Source organism: Legionella worsleiensis (genome assembly GCF_001467535.1).
Lineage (GTDB): Bacteria > Pseudomonadota > Gammaproteobacteria > Legionellales > Legionellaceae > Legionella > Legionella worsleiensis.
This window is the reverse complement of the sequence record NZ_LNZC01000012.1, coordinates 282,362-298,500: the sequence shown is the minus strand read 5'-3', so window position 1 is coordinate 298,500 and position 16,139 is coordinate 282,362. Positions and strand designations below refer to the sequence as shown.

Sequence of the window (16,139 nt, the reverse complement as noted above, 5' to 3'; positions counted from 1 at the left end):
CTAGCGCTTAATAGTTATTGCAGCAAAGGAATGGCCTAAATCAACCGTCTCAGGCATTGCGTTTGCTACCCATACCACGTCTGCCGCAATGCGCTCATCACGTTTGAGCGGCAATGTTATCTCAATATCACCTTGAGAAACAGTAGCAATATCGTCTAATTTTAATCTATCTGCTGTTACTGGGTTAATCCTTATACAAGCTGCGTCAGAAGCCGCACATAGTTGCAGTTCTTTAACATTACGCACAATTGCATCTATTCTGTAGAGAGGCCATTCGCCAACTCGAACAAGCGACTGATTTATAACTGGAAGAGACTCCGGATAATATGGAGTATACTGATGCTCCATGGTCATTGCGGCATTCTCTTTAACCTCTGATAAGACCTCTTCTGTGGAAGTATATTCAAAATTCTTACAATGCAATAAATTCCCAAGTACGCGAATGACTTTCCATGCGGGTCTTGATTCATCATAAGGCATTAAAGCACCTTTAACAGTTTGCCATGTGTTGTCTACGTTAATGTAAGTTCCTGATGTCTCAGCATAAGGAGCTACCGGTAGTATCACATCGGCATAGTCCAGCATTGACTCATGTTGGTATGCTGATAACATCACCACAAATTCTGCTGCAAGCATGGATTGCCTTGCACCATATGGATTAGCAAAATCAAAACCAGGCTCTACCCCCATTAAAAAATAACCTTTCAATTTAGCATTTAGTGCTTCTTGAACGTTCAAACCAGGCTCTGCGACGGGTTTACCTGCGACTGTTCTATGCGGCAGCATTCCTGCGATACATGCACCAGCAGTGTTTGCACCAGAGGTTAACCTTAAGACTCTAGCTCCACTTAATTGAGCAATAACGAAGAGCAGAGTACGGATTATTGATGCGTCGGGGTGATTTTCACAGATTGCACCAGTAACGATACAGGTTTTCTCTTGTCTTAACGACTGCGCCACCTTGCATGAGAATTCATCTGCCTGCAAACCTATCAACAATTTTTGTACTTCAGCAGGCAAAACTTTAGTGTCTTCTGCAAGCGCTAGAGCCAACCTTGCCAATTGCATAGGCATCTCTAGTGGCGAAATGACTTCACTTTGTTCTAAGTCAAAATGATAATCGAAAGCGACAGGATTGAGCGCATGAATTTTGGCGCCATTTCTAAATGCTTTTCTAATTCTGGTCCCAGCCAGTGGAACTTCTCTGTGGACATTACAACCAACCAGCAAAATTGACTGCTGGTGTTCCAGGTCAGCATAGGGCAAAGAACTTGTCGGTGTCGTAGCCTGGTTTTCCTGATCACGAAAATCAATTTGATGAAGTCGATAATCGATATTTTGTACCCCTACTTCACGCATCAATTTCTGTAGTAAAAACAGTTCTTCCAATGTAGATGAACTGGATGCGAAAGCTGCCATTTGCTCTGCGCCGTAGTTTTTAATAATACGACTTATGCCTTCTGCGGTGAACTTTAAAGCGGTCTCCCAATCAACCTCTTCCCATAAACCGTTGCGCTTTATTTTTGGTTTTCCTGCACGAAGTGTACTTTTTAAACCGAGATAGCTGAATCTGTCCCGATCAGATAACCATGTTTCGTTGATTGATTCATTCTCTTTGGGAACTGCGCGCATCAGGGTATTATTTCGGGTATGCAGGTAGACATTCGAGCCCAGACAATCATGTGGGGCAATGCTATCATGCTGTGTTAATTCCCAAGCACGTGCACTGAATCTGTAGGGTTTAGATGTTAATGCACCAACTGGACACAAGTCTATTATATTTCCCGATACTTCTGAGGTCATACTGTGTTTTACATAAGTACCGATTTGCATGTGTTCGCCACGACCGGTAGCTCCAAGCTCTCTTACTCCAGCAATTTCATCACCAAAGCGCACACAACGAGTACAATGAATACAACGTGTCATTTCCGTTGATATTAATGTCCCCAAATCATCATCTTCAACTGATCTTTTCGTTTCAGCATACTCCGAGTGATCATCGCCAAAACCCATTGAGATATCTTGTAATTCACATTCACCGCCCTGGTCGCATATAGGACAATCGAGTGGATGATTAATTAACAAGAACTCCATAACTACTTTTTGAGAATGTAGGGCTTGTTCTGATTTAGTGAATACTTTCATCCCGTTGGTAATTGGAGTAGCACAGGCAGGAACGGGCTTTCTGCCATTTTCAACCTCAACCAAACACATACGGCAGTTAGCCGCGACTGACAGTTTTTTATGGTAGCAAAAACGGGGAATATATATGCCCGCCTCATCTGCTACTTCAATGATCATTTTACCGTTTTCGACTTCAAATGTTTTACCGTCAATTTCAATAGTAGCCATGGTCTAACCTTCTCAATTATGCTGCAACGATCGAGCGTTTGTGCTTAATGAAATACTCAAATTCGTTATAAAAATGTTTAATAAAACTTTGTACCGGCCAGGCAGCTGCCTCACCTAAAGCGCAAATAGTTCTTCCTTCAATATTATTTGCCACATTGACCAGTTGTTCTATATCTCCAGGCTCTCCATGTCCATGTCGGATACGATGCAACAATCTAACCAACCAGCCTGTACCTTCGCGACAAGGCGTGCATTGGCCACATGATTCTTCCATATAAAACTCGGAAATACGGTATAAAGCATCAACCATACAGGTCGTTTCATCCATAATAATTACTGCGCCAGAACCAAGTCCTGATCCTGCTTTTTGAATGCTGTCGTAATCCATGTCCAGCCCGAGCATCACATCGCCAGGCAGTACAGGCATGGACGTTCCTCCGGGGATGACCGCTTTGATTTTACGATTCTGCAGTACACCACCGGCCAACTCGAGCAAGGTTTTAAAAGGCGTACCCAAGGGGATCTCGTAGTTACCTGGTTTATTTATATGGCCGCTTACGCTAAAACATTTAGTTCCGCCATTATTTGGTTTGCCCAACTTGAGGAACCACTCACCTCCTTTCTCCATGATTACAGGAACAGAAGCAAATGTTTCGGTATTATTAATCGTAGTGGGTTTACCGTATAAACCATAATTTGCCGGGAATGGCGGTTTAAAACGGGGTTGTCCTTTTTTACCTTCCAAAGAATTTAACAGCGCCGTTTCTTCACCGCATATATAGGCACCAAAACCTAAATGATTGTATAAATCGAAATCTACGCCACTTCCAAGAATATTTTTGCCGAGCAATCCTGCCGCATAGGCTTCTTTGATAGCCTGCTCTGTTCGTTCAAAGGGTAGCCAGAATTCTCCCCTTATGTAATTATATCCAACTGTTGCTCCCATCACGTAACCAGCAATAGCCATGCCTTCGATGAGTTGATGGGGATTAAGGCTCAAAATTTCTCTGTCTTTACAGGTACCAGGCTCACCTTCATCTGAATTACATACGACGTATTTTTGCACTGGAGCATTACGATTCATAAAACTCCATTTCAGTCCAGTAGGGAATCCAGCACCACCCCGACCACGTAAAGCGGATGTTTTAAGTTCGTCTATTATATGTTGGGGGGAAGTCTGTTCTTGCAGAATTTTACGCCACGCACTGTAGCCGCCAATACTTTCATAACTAGATAAAGTCCATGGCTCTGGTAAATGAACTGTACGATAACAAACCTGATTTAATTCAACCATGTTAAGCACCTCTATCTTCTATTGGTATTGTTCCAATACTGCGTCTATCGAATCGGCAGTCAGATTTTCATGATAATCTTTGTCTACTTGCATCATCGGTGCATTAACACAAGCACCCAAACACTCCACTGATCTCAGGGTAAAACGCCCGTCTTCAGTTGTTCCGCCGAGTGTGACACCCAATTTTTGCTCTAAATGTTTGACTACATCTGAAGAACCGCGCAGTAAACAGGATATGTTTGTACATACGTTAACTAAATGCTTACCTAACGGCTTATGTTCGTACATGGTATAAAAACTGGCGACTTCGTATACAGCAATAGGAGCCATGTCAAGATACTCAGCTACTGCATCCATCAATTCCGAAGTTAAATATCCATGTTCTTCTTGAACGATACGTAAAGCACTCATCACTGCTGATTGTTTCTGATCAGTAGGATATTTTGCAATCCACTCATCAATTTCGAGCATTCGTTGTGCTGGCATAAACTGGTGTAATATTTTTTCTGAAGTATCAGACATATGTAAACCTTTATCTTGTTTATTTTCTACTGCTAATTCTTGGTTATAGCCAACCAGACTAGCGGTCTATCTCACCGAATACAATATCCTGACTGGCTAGTACTGCAACACCATCAGCGAGCATATGACCTCTTACCATTTCATCAAAACTGGATAAATGAGCAAAACCTGGCGCACGAATTTTCATGCGATATGGCTTATTTGCACCATCTGATATCATGTAAATGCCGAACTCACCTTTAGGAGCCTCAACAGCGGAATATACCTCGCCACGTGGCAAACAAAAACCTTCGGTATACAATTTAAAATGATGAATTAGAGCTTCCATATCGTGTTTCATTTCGACACGTCGTGGAGGTGTAATTTTATGATCTTCCAGTTTGATCGGTCCAGGGTTCTTTCTTAGCCATTCAATACACTGTCTGATTATCTTGTTTGACTGCCTTAATTCCTCGATACGGACCAAATAGCGGTCATAACAATCGCCTTTCTTACCAACGGGAATATCAAACTCTACTTTATCATAGGCTGCATAACTTTGTTTTTTACGCAAATCCCATGCAACGCCCGATCCTCTGAGCATAGGGCCGGTAAAACCCCATTGCAAAGCATCTTCAGGTGAAACAACACCGATATCTACAGTACGCTGTTTCCAAATACGATTATCTGTTAGCAAAGTCTCGTATTCATCGACGCACTTGGGGAAACGTTCGGTAAATGCCCAAAGAAAATCAAGAAGACTTCCTTCTCTATTTTCATTCATTTTTTCAACTTCACGCTCATTATGCCAGCGGGAGGGCTTATACTTGGGCATAGATTCTGGTAAATCTCTGGCTACACCGCCTGGCCGGTAATAGGTAGCATGCATGCGCGCACCTGATACCGCTTCATAACAATCGAACAGATCTTCTCTCTCTCTGAAACAATACAAAAATACGGTCATTGCACCTAAATCTATCGCAACAGCACCCACCCAAAGCAAATGATTCAGTATACGAGTGACTTCATCAAACATAGTTCGAATGTATTGAGCACGAATAGGCGCCTCTATGCCTAATAATTTTTCTATGGAGCGAACATAAGCATGCTCGTTACACATCATGGAAACGTAATCCAATCTGTCCATATAACCTATATTTTGGAGATAGGGTTTCGTTTCAGCGAGCTTTTCTGTTGCTCTGTGCAGCAAACCGATATGAGGATCTGCTCGGACTATTGTTTCACCTTCCAGCTCAAGAACGAGACGTAATACACCATGGGCTGCGGGGTGTTGGGGGCCAAAATTTAAAGTATAGTTCTTTAATTCGATCATTTGCCTTCAGCCTCTTTACCAGTGTAGCGATTATCATTACGAATAACTTTAGGTACCCCAATTCTAGGTACAATATCAACAGGGGCATAGATTACTTTTTGAAGTTTGGCGTCATAGCGCATTTCAACGTGTCCGCTCAGTGGGAAATCTTTACGGAACGGATGCCCAACAAATCCATAATCTGTCAATATTCGTCGTAAATCAGGATGCCCGTTAAAAAGAATGCCATATAAATCGTAAGCTTCGCGCTCAAACCAGTTAGCACCTTTCCACAAATGATGAATGGAAGGAACCATTAGACGTGCTTCATCAACGAATAACCGTACCCGTAAACGGTGATTTTTTTTAGTTGAAAGTAAATGATATACAACAGCAAACCTTGGTTTATCAAGTGCGTAGGCTCTGGCCTCCTGACGTTCTACACCACGGCAGAAGCCATTTTCTGTAGCTGAGTCAGTCTCCCAGTCGTACTCACCATAGAGCAAATAATCAACACCACAAATATCGATGAGCTGGTCAAAGCAAAAAACTTCTCTGTCTCGTAGCTCAAGCATTAAGGGTAACAAATTGTGCTCATTACACTCTATGGTCACTTCGTTATAAGCAACAGTTATATCACTAATATGGCTTGTTAATTCAGCATTGAGCTGTTCAACCAAAAAATCGTTTTTAGTCATCTAATCCGCACCTTTGATGATCTTAAGCTTCTATAATTTGTTTTCTTCTGATTTTATTCTGTAACTGAATGATACCGTAGAGAAGTGCTTCGGCTGTTGGAGGACATCCAGGCACATAAACATCTACAGGCACGATACGATCACATCCGCGAACTACTGAGTAGGAGTAATGATAATAACCGCCGCCATTGGCACATGACCCCATGGAAATTACCCAACGTGGTTCTGGCATCTGGTCGTAGACTTTACGTAAAGCCGGTGCCATTTTATTACATAAGGTACCTGCAACTATCATTACATCTGATTGTCGAGGACTTGGTCTGAATATGATTCCAAATCGGTCAAGATCATAACGAGCTGCACCCACGTGCATCATCTCAACCGCACAACACGCCAAACCAAAGGTCATAGGCCACATGGACCCACTGCGTGCCCACCCGACAAGTTTATCGACCGAAGTCGTGATAAAGCCATTTTTTTGCAATTCTGCAACCGCCATAGCTAGCCTCTAAGCAGTTAAATATTAATAAAAAACCCAATAACTCTCTAGTCTGAAACGAGAGCAGGTTACTCCCACTCTAAAGCACCTCGTTTCCACTCGTAAATAAACCCTATAACTAACAATCCCAAAAAGAACATCATACCAAAAAAGCCAAACCACCCAATTTTACGTAGTGCTAAAGCCCAAGGAAAAAAGAATGCAGTTTCAAGATCGAAAATAATGAATAATATCGCAACAAGATAAAAACGCACATCAAAAGGTATATGCGAACTTTCAAATGCGCCAAATCCACACTCATAAGGTGAATTCTTAGCTTCGTCAGGGCTTCTCTTTGAAAATAAAGAACCAGCACCTATCATCGCTAGACCCAACAGTAAGCCAACGATAATAAAAACGAGAATGGGTAAATATTGAGATAGCATCAGTTCACCTTGCTCGGATTAAAAAATGGTGCCGAAGGCCGGACTCGAACCGGCACGGCTTACGCCACCGCCCCCTCAAGACGGCGTGTCTACCAATTCCACCACTTCGGCATGTTTCTTTAAAATTACTCTAATCATTTTGGTTCCAAAGCATACTGGTTACATCAGCAAGACAACCTATTTAAACAGGCTAATCTGTAACTCAAGTCCCTTATGCTATCAGCAGGAACAACACAACATCAAAGTAAATTAACTGTCTTATTTTTTTACTTCTGTACTGCTATCAACCGGAACTGGCACTGAGCTTAATGGTGCATTAGTTTGTTGAGGGATAGCTTGCTGCTCTGCTTTTTGATACTGAGTAGATACCAAATAGGAGAGCGTTAAACTGGTAACAAAAAACGCCATTGCCAAACCACCGGTTAATTTAAATAAAAAGCCCCCGGTTCCCTGACTTCCAAATAATGTATTTGATGCGCCAGAGCCAAATGCTGCGCCTATATCTGCGCCTTTACCATGTTGTATCAGCACTAAGCCGATTAAGGCTACAGCAACTACTACATGAATCATTAAAATCAATTGATACATTTCACAATTTCCACAAACTGTTTAGCACTCAACGATGCGCCTCCAACCAAACCGCCATCTATATCTGGCATGGCAAACAATGCTTTTGCATTGCTTTCGTTTACACTGCCTCCGTAGAGAAGTGTTAAACGCTGAGCATCACTATTATTAACCTCGGCAACCAGCCCTCTGATGAACTGATGCACAACCTGCGCCTGCTCAGGTGTTGCCGTGTTACCGGTACCTATTGCCCAGACAGGTTCGTAAGCAATAACACAATCGGCAAAGCAATTTTTGTTGTTTTCACACACTGCCTGTATTTGTTTGGTTATTACTTGCTCGGTTTGCCCTTTTTCACGCTCAATAAGCGTTTCACCTACGCAAAGAACAGGTATCATACCATGTTCTTTCACGTGGTGGAATTTTTGTGCGATAAAATTTTCATCTTCATGAAAATAGTTTCTACGCTCAGAATGCCCTACTAAAACATAGCGGCAGTCAAAATCTTTAAGCATGGGTGCTGAAAGCTCGCCAGTGTAGGCGCCTGAATCCTTGGGGTACACATTTTGCGCACCTACTTCTATAGGAGAATCGCTTAATAATTCATTGACTAAAGGGAGATATATCGCAGGCGGCATGATTACAGTCTTGGTTTTTATTGCGGCAGTAATCACTTCCGCTAACTGGCGTGTTAATTGAATGACTTGCTCAAGGCTACCATTCATTTTCCAATTACCTGCAACCATTTTATGTCTCATAGCGCCCCCTTTTATTTCAGGATGAGACTATACCCAAACTTGACTCAGATGTGTAGCACTATTACTGTTTTTTCAACAATATTAACTGCATATTATAGCATAAAATCTAAGTTTAATACTTGCTTAGTATGGTTATTTCGCTAGAATCCTAATGATTGTACAAGGAGGGTATACCGATGAATGAGAGCATATTGCAATTAGTAAAAGACATTCTTGTCTTAACTCCCCCCATTAATCCACATTTATTACAACAAATATTCAAGAACTATTCATTGACTGATACTGATTTATCCTCTGATTTTAAAGAGCTTTATAGTTTGTTGACTCGATTACAAAAGTTTTCCTTCGACTATTGCAACTACAGCAAGCAATTAACTGACCTTGAGTCCATGATAACGTCCAATGCCATTTTATCGGAGCAAATCAAAACAAATCATAATCACATTATTGAATTACAAACAAAAAATAAATGCCTAAAAAATGAATTGCTTTCCTTATATCAAAAGCTGGAACATTCAGCCAATCGCTTGACGCTAGCCTTGGATTGCGCCCCCAATATCGGGCATAATAAATCTTTTGCGGATATCAATGCGATGATCTCGGCTATGTCCGCAAAGCTCAAGGATATGACTGCCGAAATCGACATCCGTCTTGCTAAAGCTTCCCTGGTCATCAATAACGATAAATTAGCAACAATACGTACTGACCTAAACAATTTAGACAGTGCAATCGAGCATGACCAACCACTGCAAGAATTAGAAGAGCGTTTTTATAAGCTAAGCACTCAGCAAGAGTTTTTTCAGAATATGGAGAAAACAGCTCTTTTATTACAAAAAAAATTTTCTGAGTTTTTATCCAATGAACACCTGCCAATTCGCATAGAGGAATTAAAAGCCGAGAGAAATGAACTGGAACAAGCCCTACGACTCATTGATGAGCAACTCGCTGAAAACAATCTTCCTGATGAGATGAAAAATCAATTAAAACAGGATTTTGTTTCCTGTTCAGATAAAACCGCCTTGATTAACTCCTACCGTAATAAACTGGACACATTCCTGACATTATTTGATCCAAGACCCTGGATTAAATGGGGTATGAGCTTTATCACCCAAGAAAATAGTACTACAAAACACCAGGAACAACAGCGTATCATTTCTTTATCAATTGATTTTTTCGAATTATTAACTAAAAAAAGCGAACTTGAAAACACACAACGAAAAATAGAAACGAGTATTGCGGCCTTAAGTAGTGAACAAAATAAATCTCAAAATAATTCATTATCTTCTCATCTTGCCAGGAATAACCTGGAGAACGGTCATCCAGATCGTGCTCAACTGGTTTCTGACGCATTACAGCTGTTATCGCAAATAGCTTCCGCAGACTATACGGCTACTCTTGAGCTCAATGAACACTCATCGGACATCCATATTCTCGAAACGCTCATCCTGAATATACCCACCATATCCCATGCTCTTGAAAAAACATCAGTTACCCTAACTAAACTTGGTGCATTAATCTCCGTAGAAAATGAGATTTATCGGCTAAGAGATGAATTTAACCTAAGTTATGACAAAGACTCTCTTTTACCTGATCTTCAAGACGCCATCAAAGAACAAGCCGCTTTTGCTGAATATGAAGCACTAAAAACGCAATACCAGGAACTGTTACTTTTATGCGAGACCTATCTTGGTACTGCCAATATTTACCATCAACAAACCCAACAACTAATGAAACTCGTTGAATCGCAAAATAATCTAAAACTACAGATATCCAATCCACCCAAACAGCGAAAAATCGACTCTATTGCAGAATATTTGGTCACACTAACCGATGCAATGTCTGTTAAACTGCAGCAGTTAGCTGAGTTATCTCCATCCTTTTTCCCACCGGCAAATACTGACGAAGCAGAAGCAGTACCTGCCTGCGAACCACAATTACCCCAACACGCATCAGCAGAATTTTTAGTACAAGATGTTGATGGCACAATTCACACCAATCATGATTCACTAATGAATTGTGTACAGTCCAGAGTATATGAGGGGGCATCTTCTGAGCTCAACCACTCACAAGCCACGTCGCCAAATCAGGAAGTTAATGATTTGTATGGTTCATCTGCAAATGATGAAATTGATTCCAGGCACGATTCTGGATCGTCTTGTTTTTATTCTGATGAGGATGAAACAAATTCTGATTCCTTTACCAGTTCGTCTTACTCGTCAACTGAATCAGACGATGAAGAGTCTCAATCTCTATCCAGTCATTCACCAACTTCTTCACCACCAAATCCATTAACGGATTATCAGGAAGCATCTGCTGATGAATACTACAGTAATTTTTTTGCCACAAACGATGAATCAACTGAAGAAGCAGTAGACCCTGATGGCTCTCCTTATTTATCAATAAAATTGACCCGTGATTCACCACCAATTATTCTGGCAATAAATCAAGACCAGCACGATGTTATTCATTCCTCACCAAGCCCAATACCATCGGCCAATTCAATCTCTTCGGCATCCAGTAATTTTCCCGATGAAGCAAGAACCTCATCAGAAGATCATACGGATACATCGCAGGCGAGGAATGACAACTCTGCATCACCTAAAAATGAATTAGGCGTTGACATTGATGAAGGATTTACTCCCTTGGATTTTAATATCTTATTTATCGCCAAGTGCCACAAAGAGATTAAATATTATTTGCAGACGCACCCTGAACACATGCAAAAATGGTACGATGCTGTTTACCTACAAGTAAAAAAATTGTTCTGTGACGAGTTATACAGTTACAAGGCGGCTCATATTGTCCGTGACATTTTGTTTGAACTTGAACATCAACATTCTTTGGATGTTCTTGATGCATACATACGTCTATGCCCTGATCCTGAGCAAGATATCCGGCCTTTACTCGCTTTAAAGCCTTCTTTATTGATAAGAGATGATTCATATTTTGATGAAACTGACATATTGTATGATAGTCCTGAACAATTAAAACGACTTTATCAGCACTATGATGTATTAAATAAAAAACATCCCGTTGAAGCCGAACTGTTTTTACAGGCAATTCGCTCCGTGCATATTATGTTGCTTTATTCCAAACAAACAGATCAAAAGCTAAGCGCTCAACAAATTCCGTTATTCACCGCCGATCCACGTTATGAACCGTTAAAGCGTCACAGAGGTTTTTTTCGTCTGTGGGAACTACTTGAGGATTTATACAATTTAATTTGGGGGAAAATACACAACCTGCCTGAATATAAATACTGCAATCAGCCTTGTTTTTTTAAGACTAAATCACATCAGCTCATAGAGGAAGCAGATGAGTTACTTCAGAATCTGCTACCTCTAAATACCCCTTAAACAGGGGTTTTGGTACTGTTGATTTCACCATCAATCAGGCTGATGTCATCACATAGCTTTTGTGCATATTGCTTCACAACAGACTCATCAATCCCCTCAATCATGACCCTGAGCAGAGGTTCCGTGCCTGATGGTCTCAGCAAAACACGACCTTCGCCTTTAAGTCTGGCTTCCATAGTTTGCACGGCTTTAATGACCTGGGGATGAGATGCCAATAAAGCGGCGTGATCTGTTTTTAAATTCAGCAATGATTGCGGTAATAATGTAACGCCTTGCGTTAATTGCTCAAGCGATTTATCCTGCCTCATCATAATTGATAAAACTTGAAGTGCAGCAACTATGCCATCACCTGTTGTAGTCTTATCCAGACACACAATATGTCCTGAAGTTTCCCCACCAATTTTCCATTCATTATCACGTAATGCTTCCAATACATACCTATCACCAACTTTGGTACGAATAAAAGGAATGTTAAGAGCTGATAAGGCTAATTCTAAACCGTAATTGCTCATTAACGTACCTACAACCCCGCCATGCAACAAACCTCTTTGTTGGCGATCTTTAGCAATGATATAAAGAATTTGGTCGCCATTAACCAGATTACCTTTGGCATCAACCAAAATGAGCCTGTCGCCATCACCATCAAGCGCAATACCAATATCTGATCCGGAACTCAGCACCTTTTTTTGTAATAATTCAGGAGAGGTGGAACCACAACCCTCGTTAATATTGAAGCCATCGGGCTTATCACCAATAGAGATAACAGAAGCTCCCAATTCAGCAAACACATTAGGTGCAATGTGATAGGTAGCTCCATTGGCACAATCGACAACTATTTTCAAACCAGATAACCGTGACATGGACGGAATGGTTGATTTACAAAACTCTATATATCGACCCGTCGCATCATTAATTCGAGTTGCTTTACCTAAATCAACAGAGGGGACTGTTTGCAACTGCTTATCCAGTTCTGCTTCGATTAATAGCTCCACACTGTCTGGAAGTTTACCGCCATCGGCAGAAAAAAACTTAATGCCATTATCTTCAAATAAGTTGTGTGAGGCGCTTATCACAATTCCCGCATTTGCTCTGAGGGTCTGCGTCAGATAGGCAATTGCAGGGGTTGGCATAGGGCCTAATAATGCTACATCAACACCAGCAGCAGATAATCCAGCCTCCAGAGCCGATTCCAGCATGTAGCCGGATACACGAGTATCTTTACCAATAACCACTTTTTTTCTATCGCCGTTACCGAGCACACGACCAACAGCCCAACCCAATTTTAATACAAATTCGGGATTAATACTTGACAACCCCACATGTCCTCTTATGCCATCAGTACCAAAATATTTACGCTGATTCATCCTACCTACCTTTTAAAAATTCATCCAAATCAGGGTGTTTCTACAATTCGCTATTCCCTGACCTAAAGTAATATCACTATTGTGGAATAGTGAATTTTGAACTGTTCGCACACCTTGTTCAATACCATGCATTTAACCAGCCTGGCACACTGCATCTATCATGAGTAATGCCTGTTGTGTTTCATCTACATCATGTACTCTTAACATACTCACACCCTTCAATGCGGCATAAACTGCAAGAGCGATGCTGCCGACTACTCGTTGATGTACTTTTTTGTCCAGAATTGCTCCAATAGTACTTTTTCGAGATACGCCAAGAAGTATCGGTCTATATAAATGAGTTAATTCATCAATTTTGTTCATCAGACTAAGATTATTATCAACTCGTTTTCCAAATCCAAAACCCGGATCAATGATCAGTTTTTGTTTATCAATACCTGCGTTTTCACAAGCAATCATTCGTTCTGAAAAAAAACGCTTTAATGCAACCATAACTCCGTCAGGATAAGCAGGATTATTTTGCATATTCTGAGGATCACCTTGCATATGCATCAAGCAAACAGGCACATTCAACTGAGCTGCCATAGCAAGCGCCCCATCCTTCCTTAGAGCATACACATCATTAATGATATTCGCACCGGCACATACGGCATGTTTCATTACTTGAGGTTTGTAGGTGTCAATGGATATACAAATATCAGAATTTTTTCTGATCTGTTCGATTAGAGGAATTACTCTTGCCAATTCTTCATCAAGAGATACCTCACATGCTCCGGGTTTTGTTGACTCACCGCCTATATCGATAATATCGGCACCTTGAGCAATTAAATTAAAAGCCTGATCATAAGCCTTAGCGTGGGACAGATAACATCCACCATCGGAAAAGGAGTCTGAGGTAACATTCAGTATTCCCATTATTAATGGTTTTTGAAAACCAGAATTTGATTCAAGCTGGCTTTTTTGCTCAAGCCAGCTTATAAAGTCTTCTGAAGTCACCTAAGTACCTCTGGTAACAGCGTCAAATGAACAAATCAATGCTCTTCAGCTGGTTTTTCTATGGCCTCACCATTCACTGATTTCGCAGGTGTCTCATTGATTGATTCTGGTTTGTCTAATGGCTTGGAAGCACCCCAACCAGCTGGTGGAGTAGGTTCTTTTCCAGACATAATTTCTTTAATCTGATCTGCATCAATCGTTTCGTATTTAATTAAACTCTCAGCCATTAAATGCAAACTATCCATATTGGCAACAAGGATTTCTTTTGCTCTTTGATAATTTCTATCAATAATAGCCCTGACCTCATCGTCTATTTGTTGTGCGGTGCGATCGGACATTTCTTTATGTTTGTTCATGGATCGCCCTAAAAATACTTCTTCCTGTTCTTCGCCAAAAGTAAGTGGACCCAGTTGCGACAAACCCCAAGTTGTTACCATTTTACGGGCTATTTCGGTAGAGCGCATGATATCGTTTGAAGCTCCGGTAGTGACGCTTTCTACACCAAAAATTAACTCTTCAGCGATTCTTCCGCCAAACAAACTGGATAACTGACTTTCAAGGCGGCGTTTACTGTGGCTGTATCGGTCTTGCTCAGGCAAAAACATGGTCACACCTAAAGCTCTGCCTCGGGGGATAATAGAAACCTTGTAAACTGGATCATGTTCAGGGACGGATAACCCAACTATAGCATGACCTGCCTCGTGATAAGCTGTGAGTTTTTTCTCATTATCATCCATTACCATAGAGCGGCGTTCTGTACCCATCATAATTTTGTCTTTAGCTTTTTCAAGCTCTATCATTCCAACTTTACGCTTATTTGCACGAGCTGAAAAAAGAGCGGCTTCATTGACCAAGTTGGATAAGTCAGCTCCTGAGAACCCGGGAGTACCTCTGGCAATATCCATCACCTCGACACCACTATCTACAGGTACTTTTTGCAAATGAACCCTTAGTATCTGCTCACGTCCTCGAATATCAGGTAAAGGAACAACGACCTGACGGTCAAAGCGGCCTGGGCGTAACAGAGCAGGATCCAGGACATCGGGACGGTTGGTCGCTGCCACGACAATAACACCTTCGCTTCCTTCAAAACCATCCATTTCAACAAGGAGTTGGTTAAGCGTTTGTTCACGTTCATCATGCCCGCCGCCGAGGCCTGCCCCTCTGTGGCGACCTACCGCATCAATTTCGTCTATGAAAATGATGCATGGAGCATGTTTTTTGGCTTGTTCAAACATATCACGAACCCGTGATGCACCTACCCCTACGAACATCTCCACAAAATCAGAACCGGATATAGTGAAGAAAGGAACTTTTGCTTCTCCTGCTACTGCTCTGGCAAGCAAGGTTTTACCCGTGCCAGGCGAACCCACCAAAAGAACTCCGCGGGGAATTCGGCCACCCAAGCTTTGAAATTTGGTAGGGTCACGGAGAAAATCAACGAGTTCTTTGACTTCTTCCTTGGCCTCATCAACACCGGCTACGTCGGCAAAAGTAACCTTGACCTGATCTTCACCCAGTAACCTGGCTCGGGATCTGCCAAAAGACATTGCGCCTCGACCACCACCACCTTGCATTTGACGCATGAAAAATATCCACACGCCTATCAAAAGCAACATAGGGAACCAGTTTATGAACAGATGAAGAAGAAAGCTTTCTTGTTGCTTTTCTTGGCCACTAACATCTACTTTACTTTTTAGCAGTTCGCCCAAAAGCGCATTATCCTGCATAGGCATGTAAGTAACAAAACGTTTGTTATTTTTTGTCATTCCTTTGATAATTTTGCTGTCTTCAATAGTAACTGAGTTCACCATGCCTTGATCGACTTCTTTCAAAAACTGGCTGTAAGAAACCTTCTCCGCAACAGCGTTTCTCGGACCAAAATTACTGAAAACAGAAACCAGCACAATTGCTATTATCAGCCATAAAAATAAATTCTTAACCATGTCGTTCAAAGTATTAACCTCGTTAGTTACTTACAGCTTTGTTATGAGAACGATAATACATCTCTTGTAAA

The 16,139-nt window shown here is 41.3% G+C and carries 13 protein-coding genes and 1 tRNA gene; 1 reads left to right on the top strand and 13 read right to left on the bottom strand.

Features of this window, described 5'->3' with window-relative positions; genetic code table 11:
- From nuoG to tpiA, 10 genes are all read right to left on the bottom strand, one after another.
- Positions 1 to 2,352 (bottom strand): NADH-quinone oxidoreductase subunit NuoG, encoded by a 2,352-nt coding sequence (gene nuoG / locus Lwor_RS07130; protein WP_058493202.1) that lies wholly within the window; start codon positions 2,350 to 2,352, stop codon positions 1 to 3.
- Positions 2,353 to 2,368: 16 nt separating this feature from the next.
- Entirely contained in the window at positions 2,369 to 3,646 is a 1,278-nt protein-coding gene (nuoF, locus tag Lwor_RS07125) for an NADH-quinone oxidoreductase subunit NuoF (RefSeq protein WP_058493201.1), read from the bottom strand.
- Between the two features lie 18 nt (positions 3,647 to 3,664).
- A complete protein-coding gene (gene nuoE, locus Lwor_RS07120; protein ID WP_058493200.1) occupies positions 3,665 to 4,168 on the bottom strand; it encodes an NADH-quinone oxidoreductase subunit NuoE in 504 nt (167 codons plus the stop codon).
- 58 nt (positions 4,169 to 4,226) lie between these two features.
- The gene (locus tag Lwor_RS07115; RefSeq protein ID WP_058493199.1) at positions 4,227 to 5,480 is read right to left on the bottom strand and encodes an NADH-quinone oxidoreductase subunit D; all 1,254 of its coding nucleotides are present in this window, start codon (positions 5,478 to 5,480) and stop codon (positions 4,227 to 4,229) included.
- On the bottom strand, positions 5,477 to 6,157 hold the full coding sequence (locus Lwor_RS07110; RefSeq protein ID WP_058493198.1) for an NADH-quinone oxidoreductase subunit C: 681 nt from the start codon (positions 6,155 to 6,157) through the stop codon (positions 5,477 to 5,479). Before Lwor_RS07110 ends, Lwor_RS07115 begins: the two co-directional genes overlap by 4 nt.
- A gap of 22 nt (positions 6,158 to 6,179) precedes the next feature.
- Positions 6,180 to 6,656, bottom strand: a complete 477-nt coding sequence (locus tag Lwor_RS07105; protein ID WP_028382718.1) for a NuoB/complex I 20 kDa subunit family protein — start codon at positions 6,654 to 6,656, stop codon at positions 6,180 to 6,182.
- Between the two features lie 68 nt (positions 6,657 to 6,724).
- Complete coding sequence (gene ndhC, locus Lwor_RS07100; protein WP_058493197.1) at positions 6,725 to 7,081, bottom strand: NADH-quinone oxidoreductase subunit A; 357 nt, start codon at positions 7,079 to 7,081, stop codon at positions 6,725 to 6,727.
- Between the two features lie 26 nt (positions 7,082 to 7,107).
- Positions 7,108 to 7,192 (bottom strand) — tRNA-Leu (locus Lwor_RS07095).
- 147 nt (positions 7,193 to 7,339) lie between these two features.
- Positions 7,340 to 7,669: a preprotein translocase subunit SecG gene (gene secG / locus Lwor_RS07090; RefSeq protein ID WP_058493196.1), complete on the bottom strand. Its 330-nt coding sequence runs from the start codon at positions 7,667 to 7,669 to the stop codon at positions 7,340 to 7,342.
- On the bottom strand, positions 7,657 to 8,406 hold the full coding sequence (gene tpiA, locus Lwor_RS07085) for a triose-phosphate isomerase (protein WP_058493195.1): 750 nt from the start codon (positions 8,404 to 8,406) through the stop codon (positions 7,657 to 7,659). The genes secG and tpiA overlap by 13 nt, the downstream gene beginning before the upstream one ends.
- A gap of 176 nt (positions 8,407 to 8,582) precedes the next feature.
- Here tpiA and Lwor_RS07080 point away from each other — a divergent pair, with 176 nt between their 5' ends.
- Positions 8,583 to 11,762 carry a coiled-coil domain-containing protein gene (locus Lwor_RS07080; RefSeq protein ID WP_058493194.1) on the top strand — a complete coding sequence of 1,060 codons (3,180 nt, stop codon included), beginning with the start codon at positions 8,583 to 8,585 and terminating at the stop codon, positions 11,760 to 11,762.
- Here Lwor_RS07080 and glmM read toward each other — a convergent pair.
- The 3 genes from glmM to ftsH all read right to left on the bottom strand — a co-directional run bounded on the left by glmM (position 11,759) and on the right by ftsH (position 16,068).
- Positions 11,759 to 13,126 (bottom strand): phosphoglucosamine mutase, encoded by a 1,368-nt coding sequence (glmM, locus tag Lwor_RS07075; RefSeq protein ID WP_058493193.1) that lies wholly within the window; start codon positions 13,124 to 13,126, stop codon positions 11,759 to 11,761. The genes Lwor_RS07080 and glmM overlap by 4 nt on opposite strands.
- Positions 13,127 to 13,258: 132 nt before the next feature.
- The gene (folP, locus tag Lwor_RS07070) at positions 13,259 to 14,122 is read right to left on the bottom strand and encodes a dihydropteroate synthase (protein ID WP_058493192.1); all 864 of its coding nucleotides are present in this window, start codon (positions 14,120 to 14,122) and stop codon (positions 13,259 to 13,261) included.
- Positions 14,123 to 14,157: 35 nt separating this feature from the next.
- Positions 14,158 to 16,068, bottom strand: coding sequence for an ATP-dependent zinc metalloprotease FtsH (gene ftsH / locus Lwor_RS07065; RefSeq protein WP_058493191.1), 1,911 nt, complete (start codon positions 16,066 to 16,068; stop codon positions 14,158 to 14,160).
- Positions 16,069 to 16,139 lie beyond the last annotated feature (71 nt).